Genomic DNA, 21,721 nt, shown 5'->3' on the forward strand with positions numbered 1-21,721 from the left:
CTCAGTTATAGAAACAAATGGGGTATATTTGCACGCAAACAAGGTCAAATCATGTGTAAAGAAAAGCTCTTTGCGGGACTCCTCGGTGTCCTGTTCCTGCTCCTCTCCGGCTGTGCCAACCGACAACAGACGGCTGACCATGCGGAAGCTACCACCGACCTGCCGGCCATCCGACAAAGGGGTGAGCTGGTCGCTCTCACATTGTACAGCTCTACCTCCTACTTCAATTATCGCGGGGAGCCGATGGGATTCCAGTATGAACTGTGCAGACAGTTCGCCGACTCACTGGGAGTGACGCTCAAGGTGAAAGTTGCCAACAGTCCGGAAGAACTCATCCGCAAACTGCAACAAGGGGAAGGAGATCTCATTGCCTATAACCTGAATGTCACCAATGAACGGAAAGACAGCATCCTCTTCTGCGGAGAAGAAAACCTGAGCCATCAGGTCCTGGTTCAACGCGCCGGACGGAATGCACTGAAAGACGTGACCGAGATGCCCGGCAAAACCATCCATGTCAAACCGGGACGCTACCAGCAACGGCTGGAGAATCTCAACAACGAACTGGGAGGAGGTATCCTCATCCATCCGGTGACCGAAGACAGTATCTCGGAAGAAGACCTCATCGAACAGGTAGCATTGGGACAGATAGACTACACCATCTGCGACAATGAAGTGGCAAAGGTCAACCGGACCTACTATTCCAACCTGAACATCCGTCTGAATGTCAGCTTCGTGCAACGTTCTTCCTGGGCCGTCCGGAAAGATGAGCCGCTTCTGGCACAAGCAGCCAACGAATGGTTCAAACGCAACAAGACATCCAATGCCTACCGGAGCAGTGCCAAGCGTTACTTCGAACAGAGCAAACGCATCGCTCACGGCTCCATCCTGTCGGTAAAGAAAGGACAGATTTCACGTTTTGACTCGCTGTTCAGGCACTACGCCAGGCGAATCGACTGGGACTGGCGGTTGCTGGCCTCACTGGCTTACGCTGAATCGAACTTTGACCCGACGGTCGTTTCATGGGCAGGAGCAAGGGGGCTGATGCAGCTGATGCCCCGAACGGCAAGAATACTGGGAGTCCCTCCCGGCAAAGAGGATGACCCGGAAGAAAGCATCAAGGCAGCCGTCGTCTATATCGGACGCCTGGACAAGAGCTTTGCTTCTGTTGGTGACAAGGAAGAACGCATCAAGTTCATCCTTGCCTCCTACAACGCAGGGGAAGGGCATATCAAAGATGCCATGGCACTTGCCAAAAAATATGGTGCCGACCCGACATGCTGGAAAGACAACGTAGAAAAATACCTGAAGCTGAAAAGTCACGAACGGTACTTCAACGACGAAGTATGCAAGAACGGATACTTCCGCGGCGAAGAAACCTGCCGCTTCGTGAAAGACATCCTCCAACGACACAGACTCTATAAAGACAAGATTAAACATTGACTCACCGATGACAGGAAACGAACTCTTCGAAGAAATTCTCTTTTACCATTGCTCCGACTTAACCCTACGCGAAAAATATATCCGGCTCTATGCCTTGCTCGACCGCCTCAGCAAGCAGCTCACTGCTGACAGCGCCGCCGATTTCTCCAACTTGTTCTCACGACTCCACTATCTCTGCGAACAGCGGGAGATTCCCTCCAAAGCTATCGAAGTGTTCCGTATCCACGGGAAACAGGCCCAACAGACACGCCTGTCCCCCCGCTCCTTCCCCCTTACGGAAGAAGACTATCTTTACGACCTGAAAGCCCTTTGCGAACTGGTCAGCCGTCTCTCTTCCGAAGCAATTCCGGGAAGCCTGCTGCACGACCTGCCCCGGCAATGGAGGCCCCTGCCAACCTCTACCTATCAGAGTGAAGAGCGCAAGCGGATGCGCGTGGTCGTCGTCCGTTGGGACCAGGACTTCATTTATGCCTACGACGAAGCCTTCCCGTCTGACGAACCGTTTCCCGTTATCTGTCCGGAAGCCTTCGAATCCCTCCGCACTCAACTGTTCGAGGGTGCCCAGCTCAACCTGCTGGCAGTACACACCGACGAAGCAGGTGTCCTGTCTCCGGAAATCATTGTCTTTGAACCGGACTACCTGATAGACATCAGCGCGCTGGCTGCCTGCTACACCAACTACGGAAGCAGTCCATTGCAATACCTGGTCAATAAACTCATTCCACGGGAGACTTCCTTTTATACCTTATTAGGTAATGCAGCCAATCAGTTCCTCGACGACTGTGTGAACGAACGTCCCGAGTCTCCCGCTACTTTTGAAAGCTCCATCCAGAAGGCATTCCGTGCCAATGTCATGGAATACTGTACTTGTCCGGATATCCAACAGGACTATTTCACACGTGCCCACATGCAGTTCAACCATATCCACCGGACAGTTGCCCAGTCATTCATCACCCGCGAATGCCGCATCGACAAGAACCGAGCAGTCCTGGAACCTTCCTTTTTGTGCGAGAGCCTGGGGCTTCAGGGGCGCATGGACCTGTTGCAAAGCGATGGAAGAAACCTCATCGAACTGAAATCCGGGAAAGCGGAGGAATGGGGCGGCGAACAACGCTCCAAGGAAAGCCATGCCCTGCAAATGGCCCTGTACAAGGAGGTACTTTATTACAACCTGGACATTCCGCGGGAAGAAGTGCACTCGTTCCTCTTCTACTCGGTCTACCCGAAACTGTTCCTTGAACGAAGTTCTAAAGCACAAATACAGCGTGCCATCGACCTGCGTAACCGCATCGTCGGTAACGAACTGCTGATTAAAAACGGCCATCCTGACAAAGTGCTGTCCCAGCTGACTCCGGAGAACCTCAATGAGAATGGAGACACCTCCAAACTCTGGGTACAGTGGCAACGTCCCAAGCTTGCCCGGCAACTGGCACCCCTCGAAGCCATGCAAGGGACAGTGGCAGCCTACTTCAACCACTTCCTCACCTTCATTGCCAAAGAACAATTCCTGTCAAAGACCGGAGACTCGCAGCCGGATTCTTCCCGAGGATTCTCCGACCTGTGGAATGCCAGTCTGTCCACCAAACAAGCCGGAGGAAACATCCTGACCGACTTGCGCATCATCCGCATGGAAGACAACGAAGGCATCGAACTGATTGCCTTATCCGTACCGGACTACGACGAAGGTTTTCTGCCCAACTTCCGTCAGGGAGATATCGTACTGCTCTATGAACGGAATGCCGATACCGACAACGCCACCAACCGTCAGGTATTCCGCGGCAACATCGAGTCCATCAACGATCATGAGGTATGTCTGCGACTACGCCACAAACAACGGAACACCCAGGTATTTTCGTCTGGCAGCCTGTATGCCTTGGAACACGACTTCATGGACAGCTCCTTTAACAACCTGTATCAGGGACTGTACACATTCCTCACCGCCCCTGAATCGCGTCGTCAGCTCATTCTGGGACTGCGGAAGCCAGGAATATGCAGTCAGCGTACCCTCAACGGACATTACAAGAATGAACAAATCGACCAGATTGTTCTGCAAGCCAAGCAAGCAGAGGACTATTTCCTCCTTATCGGTCCTCCCGGCACAGGCAAAACATCGGTTGCCTTGAAAAGCATGGTAGAGGAGTTCTGTTCCGAACCCGGTTATAACATCCTGCTCCTCTCCTACACCAACCGTGCCGTCGATGAAATCTGCGAGATGCTGGAAAGTATCGCCGATACACCCGACTATGTGCGCATCGGTAGCAGCCTTTCCTGCGAACAGCGTTTCCATCCCCGCCTGCTGCAGAACGTCATTGCATCGTGCCCGAACCGTGGAATGATACGCCAAGCCATTGAGAACATCCATATCTTTGTCGGAACGACAGCGTCCGTCATGGGTAAAGCGGACCTGTTCAAGCTCAAACAGTTTCAGGTTGCCATTATCGACGAAGCCTCCCAGATTCTGGAACCGCAGCTGCTGGGCATCCTCTGTGCCCACAACGGAACCGGGCAATGTGCCATCAATAAGTTTATCCTGGTCGGGGACCACAAACAACTGCCTGCCGTCGTACTCCAATCTGAGAAAGATTCCAAGGTCCATGACTCCGCCCTGCACGCCATTGGGCTGACCGACCGACGCAACTCCTTCTTTGAACGGCTCTATCATCTACAACAGATACATCCGATGGAAGGCATTGTGGCAATGCTCAACCGACAAGGACGCATGCACCCTGCCATCAGCGACTTTGCGAACCGTCATTTCTATGGAGGCAGACTGGGGATTGTCCCTGTTCCTCACCAGACAGCGGAACTGGAATTCGGTCTATGCCCCACAGCCGAAACGCATCCCTTGCAGTATTTCGTAGCTCATACCCGCACGGGATTCATGGCATCCCATACACCTCCGGCAGCCGACTCCAATAAAATCAATCGGGAAGAAGCCCACATCACCGCCTCTCTGGTGCAAAGCATCCATGCGTTATGTCAGACCAATCTGCTTCCCTTCCATGCGAAGGAACGTATCGGCATCATTGTGCCCTTCCGCAACCAGATAGCTCTCATACGCCACGAATTGCGCAAAATGGATATTCCGGAAGCCGACGAAATCACCATTGATACCGTGGAACGTTATCAAGGAAGCCAACGCGACATCATTATTTACTCTACGACCATCAGCCAACGCTATCAGCTGGACATACTCAGCGTACCCGTCCGTGATGGCGAGCTATGGATTGATCGCAAACTGAACGTCGCCATTACGCGAGCCAAAAAGCAATTCTTTCTAACCGGAAACTATGATTTATTGATACAGAATGACATCTACCGGGATTTCCTGAGCACACTGACACCCTATGAAGGTATTGTGCCCTAACCGGATAAAAAGATAATAGACAGGAAAATTATTCGTTCATACGCTCCATGTTTTCCTGAGCGACAGACATAAACTCCTTTACCAAGAAGTGCTCTTTGAACGAAGCGGGTGCCTTATCCATGATTTGTTGAATTTCAGGAGTCACCACCGGATAGGGCATATTACTGGCAATCAAGGCAAACACTCCGACACTCAATACGTTGTCAAAATTGCCCGTAATGAAGTCAACAACCAGTTTACTCATTTCATCGGACAATTTCTTGCCTTCACGGTTTACCATTTCATGAGCCTCGTCCGGGTTCTCACCGTTCAGAATCATCTGGCTCTCCTTATGAAGGAGTTCCTGTACCTTGTTTTCCAATTCACTTTGTTTATGGAGAAAATCATAAAGATCCTCATTCAGCGGTGTACCATCCACCTTGGTTTCAGTGCCGCTCATGGTCACTTTCATCGTACCCTTCTCGACGACCAGTGGCAGAATTGCCATGTTGTCCATGAATAAAGTAGCCATCATCGTCGAGTCAGCCTCTCCTTTCATGGAGAACTCCCCATGAATGACCTCGCAAGAATCTATGCTATGCCACACTTTGTCGGCATTCAGAACCTTCACATAAAGCATCCTTCCATCCAGGCCGGCATCCGAAGCAGAACCTTCAATCTTATATTTATTGCATGAGGTCAATAGCAAAAGCACCAACGAAAGTAACAGATATTTATTCATAACTCCATGTTCCATAAATACAATTCATTTGGAGCGACAAAAGTACAACCATTCGAATTGAGGCAGAAAGTTTTTATTATTAATTAAAATAATCCCTACACATTTAGGTCTAATTAAAATTTTTCCTTCTCCATCTCAGCAGGTATGCGAAAGGCTGTATAAAGTTCTAAAATAGCGGCTATGGTCAAACAGACAATCCATTCATTACGATGCAGGGTAAACATGCAGACCGAAGTAACCAAAAGCAACAGTGCACCAAATATCTGCTGACGTCGCAACCGACGAATCACCAGGTTGTTTCCTTCGTAACGTGACATTAACTGTGCGATGGCAAACAACACGGCACCCACCGTATACAGATAGGGAGAAAGCAACCAGCCGGTAATATATGACCCGGCACCAATTAAAATCAACACGGCTCCCACCGCAGCCATGTAACCAAGAAGCTTTTTATTCATACGTTCATTCAGTCTTTTCAAAAATGTAAATATCCTCATCGGGCGACTTCATCAGATAGCGTTCACGTGCCACCTTCTCAATTCCGTCAGGGCTGGATTGCAGTTCATCCAACCGCTCCGTATCCCGTTCAAACATTTCCCGATAATGGTTGATTTCCTTACGGAGCGTAATGATCTCATATTGATATTTGGCACGGCGTATCAGGTTGTTTTCGTCAATGAAACCAATCACAACAACGAAAGCAACAGTAGTAATCAGGTATTTATGTCGGCGGATGAAGTTCCATCCCCTAACTAATTTATTCATAACAGATTTGCCATTTTAAATCCTTGCAAAGATAGAAAGTTTTCGAGAGGAAGAAGCTATAAAAACAATTTATTTAATGTACATTTGCAACCAACTTAGACTAAAATTGCCATTTGGATGGAAAACTATATTGTATCAGCCCGAAAATATCGTCCTGCAACGTTTGACTCCGTTGTCGGGCAGAAAGCGCTGACCACCACGCTCAAGAATGCAATCCTCACGCAGAAACTGGCGCATGCCTATCTTTTCTGTGGTCCTCGCGGCGTCGGGAAAACCACGTGTGCCCGCATCTTTGCCAAGACAATCAACTGCCTGCACCTGACACCGGAGGGCGAAGCCTGCAACGAATGCGAATCGTGCCGTGCCTTCAACGAACAACGCTCCTTCAACATCCATGAGCTGGATGCCGCCTCAAACAACTCGGTAGAAGATATACGTTCGCTCATCGAACAGGTACGCATTCCGCCTCAAATAGGCAACTATAAGGTCTATATCATTGACGAGGTGCACATGCTGTCACAGGCTGCATTCAATGCTTTTCTGAAAACATTGGAAGAGCCTCCCCATCATGCCATCTTCATCCTTGCTACCACAGAAAAGCACAAGATTCTCCCGACTATCCTCTCCCGATGCCAGATTTACGATTTCAACCGCATCAGTGTCAACGATACGGTCGAACACCTGCTCTATGTGGCACAAAAGGAGAACATACAGGTAGAGCCTGAAGCTTTGAACGTGATCGCACAAAAAGCAGATGGTGGCATGCGTGACGCACTCTCCATCTTTGACCAGGTTGTCAGTTTCACACAAGGCAATGTTACTTACAAGAGTGTCATCGCCAACTTGAACGTACTGGATTACGAATATTACTTCCAGATGACCGATCTGGTTCTTGGGAACAAAGTGTCCGATGCCATGATGCTCTTCAACACAATTCTTAGCAAAGGATTCGACGGAAGTCATTTCATCACCGGACTGGGAGCACACTTCCGCGACCTGCTGGTCAGTCGTGATCAGGTGACCCTGCCTCTGCTGGAAGTAAGCGATAGTGTCCGTCAACGATATCAGGAACAAGCCCTGCGCTGTGCCCCCAAGTTCCTCTACCGGGCCATGAAGCTTTGCAACGACTGTGACTTGAACTACCGTATCAGTAAGAACAAGCGCCTCCTTGTAGAACTGACGCTCATACAGTTGGCACAACTCACCAGTGACGACGAAGCGCCTGGTGTGGGGCAATGCCCTACACGAGCATTAAAACCCATATTCACTAAACAGGCTGCCACGCAACCCTCAGCGCCGGCAGCCACCTCATCGGTTCAACAGACTGCGCCGACCAAACCTGCACATGTTTTACAGTCCGGTTCGGCATCGGCTGCCACACAGCCTCAACAAGCACAATCGTCCCAACACCAGGCTCCTACCCCTGAGCCAAAAGCCGAGAACAAGATTCCGAAGGTGAAATTTGGTAATTTAGGAGTCTCTATTAAAAGTCCATACCCGGCGCCTACAGCCGAAAAACAGCAGTCTGCAACTACGGCTACCCCGGCTACCGTTCAGGAGGATTACATCTTTAATGAGAAAGACCTCCGTTTTTATTGGTTTGAATACGCCAATCTCCTGCCGGTAGAAGAAGCGGCCAATGCCGGACGCATGAAAGCCATGACTCCTCACCTGCTGAATGACACAACGTTCGAGGTAATGGTTGACAATGAAATTGTTGAAAAATACATGAAGGATATGATACCGCAAATACAAGCACATTTGCGCAAACAGCTTCATAACTCAAAAATCATCATGACGGTGCGTATCAGTACGCCTCAGGAACTCACCAAGGCATACAACCGCGTGGAACAGTTCCAAATGATGAACCAGAAAAATCCTAATTTACAACTTTTGCGCGAAGCATTCGGACTGGAGTTCTCCTGATCAGACAAGCCCAAAACAAAAAAAAGGATAAATTGTCATTTCTAACAATCTATCCTCATTTTAGTTGCGGAGGCCTGACTCGAACAGACGACCTTTGGGTTATGAGCCCAACGAGCTACCAACTGCTCCACTCCGCGATGTTTATCAATTGCTTTGTTTCTCAATTGCGATGCAAAGGTACGGCTTTTTTTGTTACTAGCAAACATTTGCAGCACTTTTTTTGCAGCTTTTTAAATACAGCATCGATAGAACACTAATAAACAATAAATTAGCAATTGAATATTCATGAGATTTTTTTGTCTGTTTTTCCACCAGAGCCTCACTGAAGAAGCGTAATCGGACTACAACTTCCATTCTGAAGAAAGCGAGAAGAATATCCACAATCCTTTTGTAAATAAAAAGAAATGTACTATTTTCGCCAGTGATTTACATTAATAATAAGTATACGGAAGGGAATTCTCTATGGCGATATCTAAAACAAGGAATCTTTTAGTCGAGGTGGCAAGACAGTTGTTTGCCAGGAAAGGAGTAGATGACACCACGATGAATGACATTGCTTTGGCTTCCAAAAAGGGAAGACGTACCTTATATACTTATTTCAAAAGCAAGGAAGACATTTACTGGGCCGTCATAGAATCAGAACTGAACCGACTTTCTGAAGAAATGAAAACGGTAGTTGTCAAGAACATCCCACCCGACGAAAAGATCCTGGAGCTCATTTATACCCGCTTGAGTATTGTGAAGGAAGTGGTTTACCGCAACGGAACACTCAAAGCATCCTTCTTCCGCGATATCTGGACTGTGGAAACATGCCGGAAAGAATTCGACAAACAGGAAATCCAGCTATACAGGGACATTCTGACAGAAGGAAATGAAAAAGGGGTATTTCATATAGAGAATGTCAACCTGGTGGCAGATATCCTGCATTATTCCATCAAAGGCATTGAAATCCCATACATCCGTGGACTGATTGGAGACGGAGTCCCTGACGAAGAGAGTAAAAGATGCGTTGAGAAGCTGGTCTTCGGAGCTTTGGGAAAAATGGAATGAACAAGAATTACTTATCACTAATAAATACGAAAAACTATGGGTTTACTAACTGGAAAGACTGCAATCGTGACCGGTGCTGCACGCGGCATTGGCAAGGCGATTGCACTGAAGTTTGCAGCTGAAGGTGCAAACATTGCTTTTACTGACTTGGTGATTGACGAAAACGGGCAAAATACAGAAAAAGAAATTGCCGCTTTTGGCGTGAAAGTGAAGGGTTATGCATCCAACGCTGCCAACTTTGAAGAGACCGAGAAAGTTGTCAACCAAATCAAAGAGGATTTTGGTTCGGTGGATATCCTGGTGAACAATGCAGGTATTACCAAAGATGGTCTGATGATGCGCATGAGCGAGGCTCAATGGGATGCGGTAATCGCCGTGAACTTGAAATCTGCCTTCAACTTCATTCATGCGTGCACACCCATCATGATGCGTCAGAAATCAGGAAGCATCATCAACATGGCCTCAGTTGTCGGTGTACATGGCAATGCCGGACAGTGCAACTACTCAGCCTCCAAAGCTGGAATGATCGGCTTGGCAAAATCCATCGCACAAGAGTTGGGTTCACGTGGCATCCGCGCCAACGCCATCGCTCCGGGATTCATCATTACCGATATGACGGCCAAGCTGTCTGAGGAAGTAAAGGCCGAATGGTGCAAGAAGATTCCTCTCCGTCGTGGAGGTACCCCTGAAGATGTGGCAAACATTGCTACCTTCCTGGCTTCCGACATGTCTTCCTATGTCAGCGGACAGGTAATCCAGGTGGATGGCGGCATGAACATGTAAGCTGCATGAAAGTCATCTACGAAGACAACCACATCATTGTCGTCAGCAAAACGGCTTCTGAAATTGTCCAGGGAGACAAAACGGGGGATACACCGCTATCAGAACTGGTGAAACATTACCTGAAGGAGAAATACAATAAACCCGGGAATGTGTTCATCGGTGTAACCCACCGCCTTGACCGTCCGGTAAGCGGACTTGTGGTGTTTGCCAAGACCAGCAAGGCACTGGCACGCTTGAACGAGATGTTCAAGAATGGTGATGTACACAAGACGTATTGGGCGATTGTGAAGAATTGCCCACAAGAGACCGAAGCAACTCTGGAGCATTACCTGGTGCGTAACGAGAAGCAGAACAAATCGTATGCATACGACCGTGAGAAGCCCGGAGCGAAGAAAGCCATCCTGCACTATAAGCTCATTGGCCATTCGGAGAATTACTTCTTGCTGGAAGTCGATTTGAAGACAGGGCGCCATCACCAGATACGTTGCCAACTGGCAAAGATCGGATGTCCCATCAAGGGAGATTTGAAATATGGATTTCCCCGTTCCAACCCCGATGGAAGCATCTGCCTGCATGCACGTCGGGTGAGCTTCATACATCCTGTCTCCAAGGAGCTGATTGAGCTGGAGGCCCCCTTGCCGGAAGGCAATCTGTGGAAAGGTTTTCAATCCTAAATAAAAAAAGGTAATGTGAATGGACGTCACATTACCTTTTTTAGTATCATCATATTCGCCCTTAATGCTTCATCCGGAAACGATACATCACAATCGGTTGCTTCGTATCACAGCTCTTCTTCACACTGCGGTATACCTCTTCAAACTCATAGTTCGTATGACGTTTGACAAATGATTCATAGTCATTCGGACCAATCAGCAGGTAGCCTTCACGCGGCTGCTCGTTCTCAAACTGGAGTACCCGATTGTCCAGATAGAAATTCACCGTGAAGTAACGCATCATATCAATGGAAATGTAACTGTATAGATTACCTTCTGGCACTTGCGCACGGATGTCTTCCGCAATGGGCTTGTCCGACTTGGCATTCATCACCTCCGGCTGGTAGACCGAATCGAGCGAGATATAGATGGTGAAGACAAGTCCCAACACGGGATAAAGCAAGGCGCGCTTCTCCCTTACATACTTCACGAAAATAAAGATTGCCACTACGGGAAGTACAATGTAAACCCAATGTATCCAGTCAATCGGCGTAGTCTCCATAATATTAACAATCAGTCCAAAGCTTGACTCAGCCTTATCAGCCGGAATGAACCGGGACACCACACCGCCTTTGATGAGGAAAAAGGCAAGCATCGGCAGAAAAGCGACGACAGACAGTATGACACCATAGGCACGCAACAACGGCGACCGTCTGCCCGACAGCCCAAGCAGGAACTCTGCCAGGAAATAAGCGAGGAAGGGATAAATGGGAAGAAGGTAGGTGCTGCGCTTGCTCTTGGGAATGCAGTAAAACACGAAGATAAGAACAATGCTCAGCAGGGAGAAAAGCCGCGCCTCATCCATTTCCCGGATATAAGTCTTGAACGACTGCCACCAATGCTTCGGACGTTGCCAGGCACGCAACCGACGGATCGCCCACGGCAATGCCATGACAAGCAACAAGGTGTATGGCACATACCCCGACAGGACCGTGATGAAATTATAGTGCATGCCATGCACGTGCGACTCATAGCTCATCTTGCCCATGAAACGCCCGAAATTCTCTTCCATCACCAGATTGAAGAATTCCTCCCCTCCCTGTTGGTAGGCCGCAATATACCACACCGCCGGCAACACACAGGACGCCACGGCAATCACAGCCATCTTACCGACTGCATACCAGAAGCGGCGTCCTCTGAGAAGCATGAATACTCCTGTCACCAGACAAGGCAGAATGATGCCTACCGGACCTTTGGTCAACGTCGCACAGCTCATCCACAGAACCGCCCAATAGGGGAAACCGCGTCCGCCCCTCTCCTGCCAACGGAAGAGCTGCAGCAAGGCAAGCACTATGAAGAGTGTCAACACCATATCCACGCGACAGGCCCATCCGCCACGATGCACCTCGAAGGCTGTGAGGGTGACCAGGGCTGTCACCAATGCCACTTCTGTTCCTCGTCGGCGGGCATAAAACAAGTAGACACAGACGACCATCAGAATCATGGCAAGCGCTGACGGCAACCGCGAGGTATATTCCGTCACCTGTCCGGCAAGGGTTGAGAAGGCTGCGATACACCAATGGAAGAACGGGGGTTTGTAGGCGATATCTCCACCATTGTTGATGGGGAGAATCCAGTTGTCCGTTTGGAGCATCGACACTGCCACTATGGCTTCACGCGGCTCCCCCTTGCTTTGGAACAAGGTTTCCCCCAGGAAAGGGAACACCGTGACGATGCAGACGCAGAGTAGAATCAATAAGAATGTTTTATTTTTCATTTACATGATAGATTGAGTTAGACACTGTCTGTACACGGGGACGCATCGCATGCCGTCCCTCTCAGATACCGACAACGCGGATGATGCAAGGTTCATCTCCCGAGATTATTTCAGGGACTACACAACCTGCGTCATCCGCGTCGTCTGCGTAAAAAAGAGTAAGTACATTTATTTCTTTTCACCGAAATATTTCATGAACTGCGTGCGTTCAAAGGCATTCACCTGTTCGGGGTCCTTGGCAGCCATCATGCCCTTGAACTGGCCGACGGTCTCATAACCGTGCAGTGCCATCCAGTCGCGCATGGCTTCCAGCATGGGATAAATGGCTTTTGCACCCTCCTTATACAGTGCGCTGCATACTTCCACAGCCGAAGCACCCACCAGGATGCTCTTGACGATATCCCGTCCGGAAGTCACACCTCCGGATGCCGCATAGTCTATGCGTCCCACTGCTCCGGAGGCAATGCCTATCCAACGCAGGGAGTTGGCAAGCTCACTCTCGTGACTGAGCACGTGGCCGGCAGTATATTCCAGCTTGTCGATGTCAATATCCGTATGATAGAAGCGGTTGAACAACACCACGGCTGCTGCCCCGTTGGCTTGAAGCTGTGCGATGAGCTTCACGGGATTCGTCAGGTTGCTTCCGAGCTTGACGATGACCGGCACATGCACCTGCTCCCTCACGTGTTTCAGGATATCAATGTGACGCTGTTCAAAGGAACCGTATTGATAATCCACGGATGCCTGGAGCGCCATCAGGTTCAGCTCGATAGCATCCGCTCCGGCCTGTTTGATCACCTTGGCATACTCTTCCCATTCGCGGTCCGTGTAGCAGTTGATGCTGGCGATCACAGGAATCGTGCACACCTTCTTGGTCTCTTTCACCAGACGGGTATATTCATCCAGGTAGTGGGCACGAAGGTAACCCTGCAAGTAGTCACCCGCCTCGGGGTAGTCCGTCTCGGCTGCATGATGGGCGGCCTGCCACATGATCTGTTCTTCGAAAAGCGATTTAAGGACGATGGCGCCTGCCCCCGCCTGCTCCAGCTGACGGTTCTTCTCGGCACTATCGGTCAATCCCGAACTGCTGACAATGAACGGATTCTTCAAGTCCAGTCCGGCAAAGGTGGTTTTCAGTCTTTCCATTATTTGAGCTTTTTAGTTCTTAAGTCTTTCTGTGAGCGGGCTTACGGGTCAATCGCCCACCGCGCTATGCTGCAAAGGTACAACAATAATAAAGAATGCGTACGCAGCCGATGGATTTTTACACCCTCTCGGAAGCATCTTTTTGCAAGACTGACTCCAGCCGTCTCCATTCATCTTCAAAATTCGGGGTGAACACTCCCTGTCCCAGGTTGGTACGTATTTCGTCCATGCCGGAAGTACATTCATAGCTCGGTTTGTCAAGCAAGAATTTGTGACAGTGGATGTCTCTTTCGAACGGAACATGAATCCTAATTTGGGAACTTTGGTCAACTACGAGGCTTTTGTAAAAGTGACTGATGAGACCCATGCCAAGAGCTATCAATTCAATGGAGCTACAGGAAGTTTCAAAATAGAGAAGGGGGCTTCCGTAGTCGTAGTTGTTGACCAATCAACCATCCGCATTGACGGAAGATACCGTCCGGAAGCAACCGTCGAATACATAGATGTAATAAGCAGCGATGTAAATGCTCCAAGAGGAGGGGCGCATGCTGGAGCTGTATCTTTTGTAGCAGAAGCAAATATGAAGGTTATCATCCGTATTTATTATAATCCTATATACTATCCTGATCTTAATTAGTGATAAAGAACCTCAAAAAAAACATCCCCTGCCGTTCATTGCGACAGGGGATGTTTTTCTCATTTTTCTTGGTTACTTAGCTTTTGGGGCTTTTTCTTGTCTTGGTAGTTAAAGTAAACAACCCCAACAATAGCTACGACAGTAACGAAAATAGATACTACAATTGCACCCATATTTATTCCTCCTTTTCTTTTTTGTTTCTAACCAGCCATAGTCCAGCTCCTAATGTTGAACCTGATGCAACGATTATAGAGATGAGTATTAATGGACTTTCCAAATCTCCGAAAACAGAAGACAGTAGCAAAGCTGTTACCATATATTTTGCTACATCCATCAGCCATTTTCCTAATTCTTTGCTCATAAGCAAAGATATAAATTTATCGCCAACTATACAGGGAAAGGTCTAAATGATTTGTTGTATTGTCCAATAAAGAATAAATACCGCCATCAAAATTTCTGTTAAACAGAAAGTCTGCATCTTGGCGAAGCAGTATCCATCTATCGCTTCCTTCAGCTCGCCAATATAAGTGTAATATACCTCCAGCATATCCTACTCCATTATGTTTGGGTTCTAGCCGTCCCTTCGGGATAAGAATTTCCATTTTACCCTTCCAAAACCTTGTACCACTTGGAATTTCTATTTGTGTCTGACCGACAACATCATTCCACTCAATGTCATTTTCAGTCCCCTTGGAGTATTTAGTACTCGGTCGGTAGGAGTTAGACCTCAACTTGAACTCACGTTCCCAACGTGCCTGAATCTCACCACGTAGGGCACCTTCCCCTTTGTTGGAAATGGTATAAATCAAGTTCCAAGGAGAACCATCTGGAACCCTGTCTACTAGAAATGAGTTATACTCTCGACCCTCGACCTGCATCATCCGGAGCGCCGGCAGGTTATCCGGTGCCGGAGGAAGAACCTCGTACATCCATTCTTCCTGCGTGCTGCCGTTTTCATAATCCACTGCCATAAACCACGAGCTTTCTCCCTTCTTTTGGAATAGCGGGACCAATTCATACATCCCAGGAGATACAGTCACATAGCATTGGATATATTTTCCATCCCATTGTCCAGACTCTACTTGGATGTCAATCGGCTGGTATTGCTCGACAATCCGTCCGTTCTGCATCAGGACAAAGCGGAGCTTGCCTTCAAAAGAACACCATCCAGTCCAAAATAAACCGAATACCTTACCTTCGTTCTGATAACACTCATAACCATATTCCGTGTAGTTCGGTCGAATCGTCACTTCATCCTCTCCACACTCCCGTATCTGAATCTCGTCCGTCTTGCCGTACTTTCCCCAGTACTCCACATCGATGGGCATATCCTCCATGTATACCGGGGCTGGGTACTTCAAATCCTTGGTAATCAACTGATTATCAAGGATTCTTCTTTTTATCGGGCGTACTAAAAGTGTACTTCCTGACGAAAAGAAAAAGAAAGAGTACTTTCGCCGTTTTATCAACCTTATATTTATGCTTTATTAACGAAGATGTTGCATATTTCTTCCTTTCTCCTGCTTTTGTTTGCTTTGAAAACGGTATCCATCACTTATCTTTGTAACCCAAACCGATTTTAATGCACAACGTATATGGAAGATTTCAGAGAAACCAACTTCAAAAAGATACAGCAGTTACTTGATAAATGTGTTGCCCATGAATACGGGATGAAAACTAATGCGCTTGCCTTAAAGCGTGAATACCTGACGGAAGCGCAAATGAATGACTACATCCGGCAAGAAATTTTCAACGTGACCGAGAACCTTGTATCCCTATGCCAAAAGAACCGTGCCCTGCACAATATACGTTTTGACATACTGATGCCGGACTTCCTTTGGGAAAGCGGTTTCTTCGAGAATCTCTCTTTTGACAAGCGGAAAAAATATATTTCGTTCCAATGTTCTTCTTTTGATATGGACAAATACCTGCAATCTTCCACTTGCTATGATGAGTAGCTTCCGTTCTTTTCTTCCATTGTGCGCCTTGTCATGCAGACCCAATATCTGGAATACCTCCAACAATCGGAGGACGCCAGTCATGCCTCTGTTCCTTTGGATGAGAAATCAGAAGAACAGCCAAAAGAAGAAGAGAAGGCACAGCCTGAGCCGACCAAGATAGTCGGGAAATCCAATCCATTCAAATCAGTCCTTACAACGCAACAAATCAAACTGTTGGTCGAATGTATCAACGAAGCGCACATATTCACCACGACAATCACCCCGAAAATCCTTTCGGACTTCTTCGCCTGCAAACTGAACGGGGTATTGAAGTCCAACAACAACCGCTTGCTGGCTTATCTGATGATGCAGCTTAGCTGCTACAACTATATCGCTTATGAGTGGCAGTCCGTCATAGCCAACAACAAGCTGGTACTTGCCAAGATAAAAGACAAATACCTCACACGCAGCGACTTGTCGAGCGCGACAGACAACGTGAAGTGCATCTACCCGAAAGGATACGAAATCATAGACAAATACATCAAGCAACTGCAAAAAGGTTGAGCATAGTCTGAGCGGTCAAACAAAGCTCAATTAGACTTAATTTCCAAGCCTTTAACTTTGCCCCCGTTAACAAAACGATGCGGCATGTCGGCATAGGTCAAAACAAAAATATTTCACGTGAGTTACCCGTAACTTATGTGTTGATGTTTTGGAGGATGCCGATTTTTGCCCCATCAAAAATAAAACGAGGGTGCGCACCTTCATATTGTTTCACCAAAAAGTTTCAAGCAATATGGAAAAAACTTTGGAAATGCGAGTGGAAGAACTCGAAAGAATGCTGTTTATGACCAAGAATGTGCTTAGCTTCGATGAAGCGAGCGCATTCCTCTGCCTGTCGAAAAGCTATCTCTACAAGCTGACTTCAGGCAACCTGATTCCCCACTACAAGCCGCAGGGGAAGATGCTCTATTTCGAGAAGTCTGAACTGGAAGCATGGCTCCGCCAGAATCCGGTAAAGACCAAAACGCAGATAGAGCATGAAGCGCAGAAGTATGTCCTTAACCGTTCCTTAAAGAAGTAAAGCCCATGGAAAACAAAGAAAGCATAGAGGCTAAAGGGAGTGCCATCATGAAAAAAGGAGGACTTCGCAGCTCTTTGGAAGATCATCCGCCTAAAAGTGACAGATACCTACGACGTGCCGCCCGAAATCCTTTGGGTGAACGGCTCCACCATCGGGACTTTGGGCAATTTCAGCGCGTCCACAGGAAAGGCGAAAAGCAAAAAGACGTTCAACATCTCCGCCATCGTTGCAGCGGCACTGACCAATGACGAGGTGCTGCACTATTCGGCGTGCCTGCCTCCGGACAAACGGAAAATCCTTTATGTGGACACCGAACAGAGCAGATACCATTGCCACAAGGTGATGGAACGCATCCTGCGGCTTGCCGGGCTGCCGACCGACCAAGACAGGGACGACTTTGTTTTCATCGTACTTCGGGAACAGACCCCTGACATGCGGAAGCGGATTATCGAGTATATGCTGGAGAACATGCCCGATGTGGGGCTGCTCATCATTGACGGCATCCGCGACCTGATGTATGACATCAACAGCCCCAGCGAATCGACCGACCTGATAAACCTGCTCATGCGCTGGTCAAGCGGATACAACCTGCACATTCATACCGTGCTGCATCTGAACAAGGGGGATGACAATACGAGGGGACATATCGGCACGGAACTGAACAACAAGGCGGAAACCGTCCTGCAAATCACCAAGAGCACGCAGGACGGGAACATCAGCGAGGTAAAGGCGGCACATATACGCGACCGGGACTTCGAGCCTTTCGCCTTCCGCATCAACGACAGCGCATTGCCCGAAGTCGTGGACGGCTATGTATTCCAGCAGCCCAAGCAGGAAAAAAGTTTCCCGCTTACGGAACTGACTGAACAGCAGCACCGCACGGCGTTGGAAAACGGTTTCGGCAAGCGCACCGTGCAGGGCTATTCCAACGTCATACAGGCGTTGAAGCAGGGCTATGCAAGCATCGGCTACGAGCGGGGACGCAATGTCCTCGTGGCATTGAACACGTTCCTCGTGAACAAGCGTATGATTGTAAAGGAAGGAAAGGGATACCGTTACAATCCCGATTTTCACTACTAAAACAGGTTTGGTTTAGTTCGGACATATATAAGGGGAACAGACTTCCCGTTTCCCGTCACTCCCGGCAATCAAGTCCGGTACAGTACGGGCGTATATATGAAGGTCTAAACCGGACTGGTACACTTCCCAATTATTCATCATCCACTAAAAAGTTTGCATTATGAACATTGAAGAAGCAAAGAAAATACCCATCACCGATTACCTGCACAGTCTGGGATATTCACCCGTCAAGCAGCAGGGAGCGAATCTATGGTACAAATCGCCACTGAGGGAGGAACATGAAGCATCCTTTAAAGTAAACACAGAACGGGAACAATGGTATGACTTCGGGGCTGGCAAAGGCGGCAACATCATCGCACTGGCACAGGAACTTTACTGTTCCGACCATCTGCCGTACCTCTTAAACCGGATAGCAGAACAGGCACAGCATGTCCGCCCGGTCAGTTTTTCTTTTCGGCAGCAAAGGTCGGCACCGAGTTTTCAACATTTGAAAGTCCGCGACCTCACCCATCCGGCATTGCTCCGTTACTTGCAGGGGCGTGGCATTGACCTTACACTGGCAAAAAGAGAATGCAGGGAACTGCGTTTCACTCATGACGGCAAGCCCTACTTCGCCATCGGTTTCCCGAATGTGGCTGGCGGCTACGAGGTGCGCAACTCCTTTTTCAAAGGCTGCATCGCCCCGAAAGACATCACCCATATCCGGCAACAGGGCGAACCGAGGGAGAAGTGCCTGGTGTTCGAAGGCTTCATGGATTATCTTTCATTCCTCACGCTAAGGACAAAGAACTGCCCTGTCATGCCCAACCTTGACAGGCAGGATTACGTCATACTCAACTCCACCGCCAATGTACAGAAAGCCATTGACGCATTGGGGCAGTATGAACGCATCCACTGCCTGCTCGACAATGACGGGGCAGGCATCCGGGCAACGCAAGCCATCACAGCGGAATACTCCTATCGGGTACGGGATTTCTCGCACAATTACCGGGAATATTCCGACCTGAACGATTACCTGTGCGGCAGGAAGCAGGAACAGAAAAACGGACAGAAACTGCTGCTAAGGCAGAAGAAAGGCAGGGGAATCTAACCCGGCGGAGATAGACACTGTGAGTAACGGGCAGACGTTTCTTAGGGGAAGCAAGGTTATGTTTCGGTAGACCGAAACCGCCTTGCTTTGCTCCCCGCAAAGGAAACCGCTCCCGTCGGTCGCAATTTTCAAGACAACTTCCAAAGACAAAAATGTATGACAGATACAAGGAACAAATCAGGCGGTCGTCCGGCAAAAAACCGGATAGACAAGCAAAGACGTGTGGTCAGCACGAAGCTGACCGAGTTGCAGTATTACGCCGTTAGGAAGCGGGCATCAGAAGCCGGGCTGCGTGTCAGCGAGTATGTGCGGCAGGCTGTCGTGTCGGCAGAGATAACGCCCCGGCTGAACAGGCAGGATACGGACATCCTCCGCAAACTGGCAGGCGAAGCGAACAACATCAACCAGCTGGCACACCGGGCAAATGCCGGAGGCTTTGCGAAAGTGGCGGTCGAACTGGTGAAACTTAAGAACAGGATAGTGGAAATCATAAGCCATTTGTCGGATGATTGGAAAAATAAGGAAAGGAAGCGGGTTTAAGGGCTGTGTGGACTACGTGCTGGGCAAGCAGCAGGCGGTCTTGCTCCATGCAGACGGAGTACTGACGGAAAGCAGGCAGGACATCATCCGCTGCTTCTGCGCACAAGCCTCCATGAATCCCCGTCTGGGCAAGCCAGTCGGACATATCGCGCTGAGCTATTCGGTAAACGATGCGCCCAAGCTGACGGACGAGAAGATGATACAACTTGCGCAAGAGTATATGCGAGAGATGAAAATCACCGATACGCAGTACATCATCGTGCGCCACCAAGACAGGGAGCATCCGCATGTGCATATCGTGTTCAATCGCATAGACAACAACGGCAAGACCATCTCGGACAGGAACGACATGTACCGCAACGAGCAGGTGTGCAAGAAGCTGAAAGCCAAGCACGGGCTATACTTCGCCAAAGGCAAGGAACTGGTTAAGCGGCATCGCCTGAAAGAGCCGGACAAGTCGAAATACGAGATTTACACGGCTGTGAGGAATGAAATCGGCAAGTCCAAAAGTTGGCGGCAGTTACAGGAGCGGCTGGCAGAAAAGGGCATCGGCATCCGCTTCAAGTATAAAGGGCGTACAGACGAAGTGCAGGGCATCTCCTTCACCAAAGGTGCCTATACGTTCAAAGGTTCGGAAATAGACCGCAATTTCAGCTTCTCCAAACTGGATAAGCATTTCGGGAACGCAGGAATGGATACCGTAAAAAATAGCCAGCAGATAGTTTCCGCACCTATTTTGGAGCCTGAGCAAACACCGCAAAGGAACGACAGCCCTTCAATGGGCGGCTTGTTCAGCTTGTTCGATGTTTCGCCGTCTGCTCCATCGGACGAAGAAATTGACTGGAGTCTGAGAAAAAAGAAGAAGAAAAAGAAAAGACAACTTAAACTGTAAACGGATATGGAAGAAAATTTGATTTTAGAGGGGCTTCTCTCCATGGTCACGGAACTGAAGGAGAAGCAGGAAGCGCAGGTGACGCCAGCCGGACGCGAGGAAACCCTTTCCCGACTGGAGGCTATAGAACGGGCATTGTCTGAGTTACGCAGGAACCCGGCGGTTCCCGAAAAAGAGTTGCAAGACATCCTGACCCGGCTTGCCGAACTGCGGAAATCAGGACAGGAACAACGGCAATCTTTCGGGGAGGTCAAGAATTATGTAGTAGCCACTTTCGGCTGTCTCAAGGAAATGCTGGAAACAATGAAGCGGTACCATGATGAGCGCATGGCAGAAAAAGAAGAAGCCAAACCCGTACCGTTTCATCGGCGGATTTACAACAAAGTAACTTCTTTGGTACGCCCGAAGCTATTCCTCTTTTCGGCAGGTCTGATTGTCTGTGCCACGTCCCTGTTCCTGAATGTCCGTCTGGCTGAACGGATGGGGCAGTTGCAGGACAACGACATGAAATACCGTTATCTGCTGATGCAGGGACAAGCGGACGGCAATACCCTTGAAAGACTGGAGAATAAGTTCAAGTGGCAGCGGGACGAGCGTTTTATCCGCAACCTGACGGATTCGGTACTAGATTTTGAGGAACGTTGCCGCAGGCAGGCGGAAGCCTTGGAACGGGCAAAGCTGCTTAATGAGCAGGCTGAGCAGTTGAAAAAGGAAGCTGATAGGTTAGGAAATCAGTAAATAGCAAAAAGCCGAGGTGAAGGATAAGTCCCATAACTTCGGCTTTTGAGTTTAATAGTTATACGTAATTCAAACAGACTATTTTTTTAGAC

20 protein-coding genes, 1 tRNA gene and 1 pseudogene are annotated in these 21,721 nt (G+C 48.7%); 14 read left to right on the forward strand and 8 right to left on the reverse strand.

Annotated elements, in window-relative coordinates:
• Positions 1-51 precede the first annotated feature (51 nt).
• Together M3087_RS00500 and M3087_RS00505 are read left to right on the forward strand one after the other, a co-directional pair.
• Complete coding sequence (locus M3087_RS00500; RefSeq protein WP_249092971.1) at positions 52-1,440, forward strand: transglycosylase SLT domain-containing protein; 1,389 nt, start codon at positions 52-54, stop codon at positions 1,438-1,440.
• Positions 1,441-1,447: 7 nt separating this feature from the next.
• Positions 1,448-4,807 (forward strand): AAA domain-containing protein, encoded by a 3,360-nt coding sequence (locus M3087_RS00505; protein ID WP_249092974.1) that lies wholly within the window; start codon positions 1,448-1,450, stop codon positions 4,805-4,807.
• 28 nt (positions 4,808-4,835) lie between these two features.
• Here the strand turns inward: M3087_RS00505 and M3087_RS00510 are convergent, their stop codons facing one another.
• The 3 genes from M3087_RS00510 to M3087_RS00520 all read right to left on the reverse strand — a co-directional run bounded on the left by M3087_RS00510 (position 4,836) and on the right by M3087_RS00520 (position 6,293).
• Positions 4,836-5,543, reverse strand: a complete 708-nt coding sequence (locus M3087_RS00510; RefSeq protein ID WP_249092976.1) for a DUF4369 domain-containing protein — start codon at positions 5,541-5,543, stop codon at positions 4,836-4,838.
• Between the two features lie 98 nt (positions 5,544-5,641).
• On the reverse strand, positions 5,642-5,986 hold the full coding sequence (locus tag M3087_RS00515) for a hypothetical protein (protein WP_106484677.1): 345 nt from the start codon (positions 5,984-5,986) through the stop codon (positions 5,642-5,644).
• A 4-nt stretch (positions 5,987-5,990) separates the two neighbouring features.
• Positions 5,991-6,293: an FtsB family cell division protein gene (locus tag M3087_RS00520; RefSeq protein ID WP_022386000.1), complete on the reverse strand. Its 303-nt coding sequence runs from the start codon at positions 6,291-6,293 to the stop codon at positions 5,991-5,993.
• A 117-nt stretch (positions 6,294-6,410) separates the two neighbouring features.
• On the opposite strand from M3087_RS00520, the gene M3087_RS00525 reads away from it, so the two are divergent.
• Positions 6,411-8,219: a DNA polymerase III subunit gamma/tau gene (locus tag M3087_RS00525; RefSeq protein ID WP_249092978.1), complete on the forward strand. Its 1,809-nt coding sequence runs from the start codon at positions 6,411-6,413 to the stop codon at positions 8,217-8,219.
• Positions 8,220-8,283: 64 nt separating this feature from the next.
• Here M3087_RS00525 and M3087_RS00530 read toward each other — a convergent pair.
• A tRNA-Met gene (locus M3087_RS00530) sits at positions 8,284-8,356 on the reverse strand.
• A 325-nt stretch (positions 8,357-8,681) separates the two neighbouring features.
• Here M3087_RS00530 and M3087_RS00535 point away from each other — a divergent pair.
• From M3087_RS00535 to M3087_RS00545, 3 genes are read left to right on the forward strand one after another with little or no spacing between them, the layout of a single operon-like run.
• Entirely contained in the window at positions 8,682-9,269 is a 588-nt protein-coding gene (locus M3087_RS00535) for a TetR/AcrR family transcriptional regulator (RefSeq protein WP_022385998.1), read from the forward strand.
• 36 nt (positions 9,270-9,305) lie between these two features.
• The gene (gene fabG / locus M3087_RS00540) at positions 9,306-10,052 is read left to right on the forward strand and encodes a 3-oxoacyl-[acyl-carrier-protein] reductase (RefSeq protein WP_022385997.1); all 747 of its coding nucleotides are present in this window, start codon (positions 9,306-9,308) and stop codon (positions 10,050-10,052) included.
• Positions 10,053-10,057: 5 nt separating this feature from the next.
• Positions 10,058-10,726 carry an RluA family pseudouridine synthase gene (locus tag M3087_RS00545; protein ID WP_022385996.1) on the forward strand — a complete coding sequence of 223 codons (669 nt, stop codon included), beginning with the start codon at positions 10,058-10,060 and terminating at the stop codon, positions 10,724-10,726.
• Between the two features lie 61 nt (positions 10,727-10,787).
• Here M3087_RS00545 and M3087_RS00550 read toward each other — a convergent pair whose 3' ends face one another.
• Both M3087_RS00550 and M3087_RS00555 read right to left on the reverse strand, forming a co-directional pair.
• Positions 10,788-12,482, reverse strand: a complete 1,695-nt coding sequence (locus M3087_RS00550; protein ID WP_249092980.1) for a glycosyltransferase family 39 protein — start codon at positions 12,480-12,482, stop codon at positions 10,788-10,790.
• 168 nt (positions 12,483-12,650) lie between these two features.
• Entirely contained in the window at positions 12,651-13,628 is a 978-nt protein-coding gene (locus M3087_RS00555; RefSeq protein WP_249092982.1) for a dihydroorotate dehydrogenase-like protein, read from the reverse strand.
• 301 nt (positions 13,629-13,929) lie between these two features.
• Between M3087_RS00555 and M3087_RS00560 the strand changes: the two genes are divergently transcribed.
• Positions 13,930-14,265 carry a hypothetical protein gene (locus tag M3087_RS00560; protein ID WP_249092984.1) on the forward strand — a complete coding sequence of 112 codons (336 nt, stop codon included), beginning with the start codon at positions 13,930-13,932 and terminating at the stop codon, positions 14,263-14,265.
• A gap of 175 nt (positions 14,266-14,440) precedes the next feature.
• On the opposite strand, the gene M3087_RS00565 is transcribed toward M3087_RS00560, so the two are convergent.
• The gene (locus tag M3087_RS00565; RefSeq protein WP_249092986.1) at positions 14,441-14,626 is read right to left on the reverse strand and encodes a DUF6722 family protein; all 186 of its coding nucleotides are present in this window, start codon (positions 14,624-14,626) and stop codon (positions 14,441-14,443) included.
• Positions 14,627-14,642: 16 nt separating this feature from the next.
• Positions 14,643-15,593, reverse strand: coding sequence for a hypothetical protein (locus M3087_RS00570; RefSeq protein ID WP_317236685.1), 951 nt, complete (start codon positions 15,591-15,593; stop codon positions 14,643-14,645).
• Positions 15,594-15,860: 267 nt separating this feature from the next.
• On the opposite strand from M3087_RS00570, the pseudogene M3087_RS14355 reads away from it, so the two are divergent.
• From M3087_RS14355 to M3087_RS00610, 7 genes and pseudogenes are all read left to right on the forward strand, one after another.
• Positions 15,861-16,769, forward strand: a pseudogene (locus M3087_RS14355) (hypothetical protein).
• A 232-nt stretch (positions 16,770-17,001) separates the two neighbouring features.
• Positions 17,002-17,289: a helix-turn-helix domain-containing protein gene (locus tag M3087_RS00585; protein WP_249092990.1), complete on the forward strand. Its 288-nt coding sequence runs from the start codon at positions 17,002-17,004 to the stop codon at positions 17,287-17,289.
• A gap of 81 nt (positions 17,290-17,370) precedes the next feature.
• Positions 17,371-18,369, forward strand: a complete 999-nt coding sequence (locus M3087_RS00590) for an AAA family ATPase (protein WP_410796765.1) — start codon at positions 17,371-17,373, stop codon at positions 18,367-18,369.
• A 160-nt stretch (positions 18,370-18,529) separates the two neighbouring features.
• The gene (locus M3087_RS00595; protein WP_249092994.1) at positions 18,530-19,459 is read left to right on the forward strand and encodes a toprim domain-containing protein; all 930 of its coding nucleotides are present in this window, start codon (positions 18,530-18,532) and stop codon (positions 19,457-19,459) included.
• A 156-nt stretch (positions 19,460-19,615) separates the two neighbouring features.
• A complete protein-coding gene (locus M3087_RS00600) occupies positions 19,616-19,999 on the forward strand; it encodes a MobC family plasmid mobilization relaxosome protein (protein WP_022456182.1) in 384 nt (127 codons plus the stop codon).
• On the forward strand, positions 19,965-20,891 hold the full coding sequence (locus M3087_RS00605) for a relaxase/mobilization nuclease domain-containing protein (RefSeq protein ID WP_249092996.1): 927 nt from the start codon (positions 19,965-19,967) through the stop codon (positions 20,889-20,891). The genes M3087_RS00600 and M3087_RS00605 overlap by 35 nt, the downstream gene beginning before the upstream one ends.
• Positions 20,892-20,897: 6 nt before the next feature.
• Positions 20,898-21,629: a hypothetical protein gene (locus tag M3087_RS00610; protein WP_071148004.1), complete on the forward strand. Its 732-nt coding sequence runs from the start codon at positions 20,898-20,900 to the stop codon at positions 21,627-21,629.
• The last annotated feature ends 92 nt before the right edge of the window (positions 21,630-21,721 follow it).

The sequence above is a fragment of the Mediterranea sp. ET5 genome, assembly GCF_023337025.1.
Classification (GTDB): domain Bacteria; phylum Bacteroidota; class Bacteroidia; order Bacteroidales; family Bacteroidaceae; genus Phocaeicola_A.

Excerpts from the sequence above, each read along its gene's own strand:
- M3087_RS00545 (WP_022385996.1), top strand. The coding sequence starts at position 10,058 with ATGAAAGTCATCTACGAAGACAACCACATCATTGTCGTCAGCAAAACG.
- M3087_RS00570 (WP_317236685.1), bottom strand. The coding sequence starts at position 15,593 with ATGCCCATCGATGTGGAGTACTGGGGAAAGTACGGCAAGACGGACGAG.
- M3087_RS00550 (WP_249092980.1), bottom strand. The coding sequence starts at position 12,482 with ATGAAAAATAAAACATTCTTATTGATTCTACTCTGCGTCTGCATCGTC.
- M3087_RS00605 (WP_249092996.1), top strand. The coding sequence starts at position 19,965 with ATGATTGGAAAAATAAGGAAAGGAAGCGGGTTTAAGGGCTGTGTGGAC.
- M3087_RS00565 (WP_249092986.1), bottom strand. The coding sequence starts at position 14,626 with ATGAGCAAAGAATTAGGAAAATGGCTGATGGATGTAGCAAAATATATG.
- M3087_RS00595 (WP_249092994.1), top strand. The coding sequence starts at position 18,530 with ATGAACATTGAAGAAGCAAAGAAAATACCCATCACCGATTACCTGCAC.
- M3087_RS00505 (WP_249092974.1), top strand. The coding sequence starts at position 1,448 with ATGACAGGAAACGAACTCTTCGAAGAAATTCTCTTTTACCATTGCTCC.
- M3087_RS00520 (WP_022386000.1), bottom strand. The coding sequence starts at position 6,293 with ATGAATAAATTAGTTAGGGGATGGAACTTCATCCGCCGACATAAATAC.
- M3087_RS00510 (WP_249092976.1), bottom strand. The coding sequence starts at position 5,543 with ATGGAACATGGAGTTATGAATAAATATCTGTTACTTTCGTTGGTGCTT.
- M3087_RS00585 (WP_249092990.1), top strand. The coding sequence starts at position 17,002 with ATGGAAAAAACTTTGGAAATGCGAGTGGAAGAACTCGAAAGAATGCTG.
- M3087_RS00525 (WP_249092978.1), top strand. The coding sequence starts at position 6,411 with ATGGAAAACTATATTGTATCAGCCCGAAAATATCGTCCTGCAACGTTT.
- M3087_RS00600 (WP_022456182.1), top strand. The coding sequence starts at position 19,616 with ATGACAGATACAAGGAACAAATCAGGCGGTCGTCCGGCAAAAAACCGG.
- M3087_RS00500 (WP_249092971.1), top strand. The coding sequence starts at position 52 with ATGTGTAAAGAAAAGCTCTTTGCGGGACTCCTCGGTGTCCTGTTCCTG.
- M3087_RS00515 (WP_106484677.1), bottom strand. The coding sequence starts at position 5,986 with ATGAATAAAAAGCTTCTTGGTTACATGGCTGCGGTGGGAGCCGTGTTG.
- fabG (WP_022385997.1), top strand. The coding sequence starts at position 9,306 with ATGGGTTTACTAACTGGAAAGACTGCAATCGTGACCGGTGCTGCACGC.
- M3087_RS00560 (WP_249092984.1), top strand. The coding sequence starts at position 13,930 with ATGAATCCTAATTTGGGAACTTTGGTCAACTACGAGGCTTTTGTAAAA.
- M3087_RS00535 (WP_022385998.1), top strand. The coding sequence starts at position 8,682 with ATGGCGATATCTAAAACAAGGAATCTTTTAGTCGAGGTGGCAAGACAG.
- M3087_RS00555 (WP_249092982.1), bottom strand. The coding sequence starts at position 13,628 with ATGGAAAGACTGAAAACCACCTTTGCCGGACTGGACTTGAAGAATCCG.
- M3087_RS00610 (WP_071148004.1), top strand. The coding sequence starts at position 20,898 with ATGGAAGAAAATTTGATTTTAGAGGGGCTTCTCTCCATGGTCACGGAA.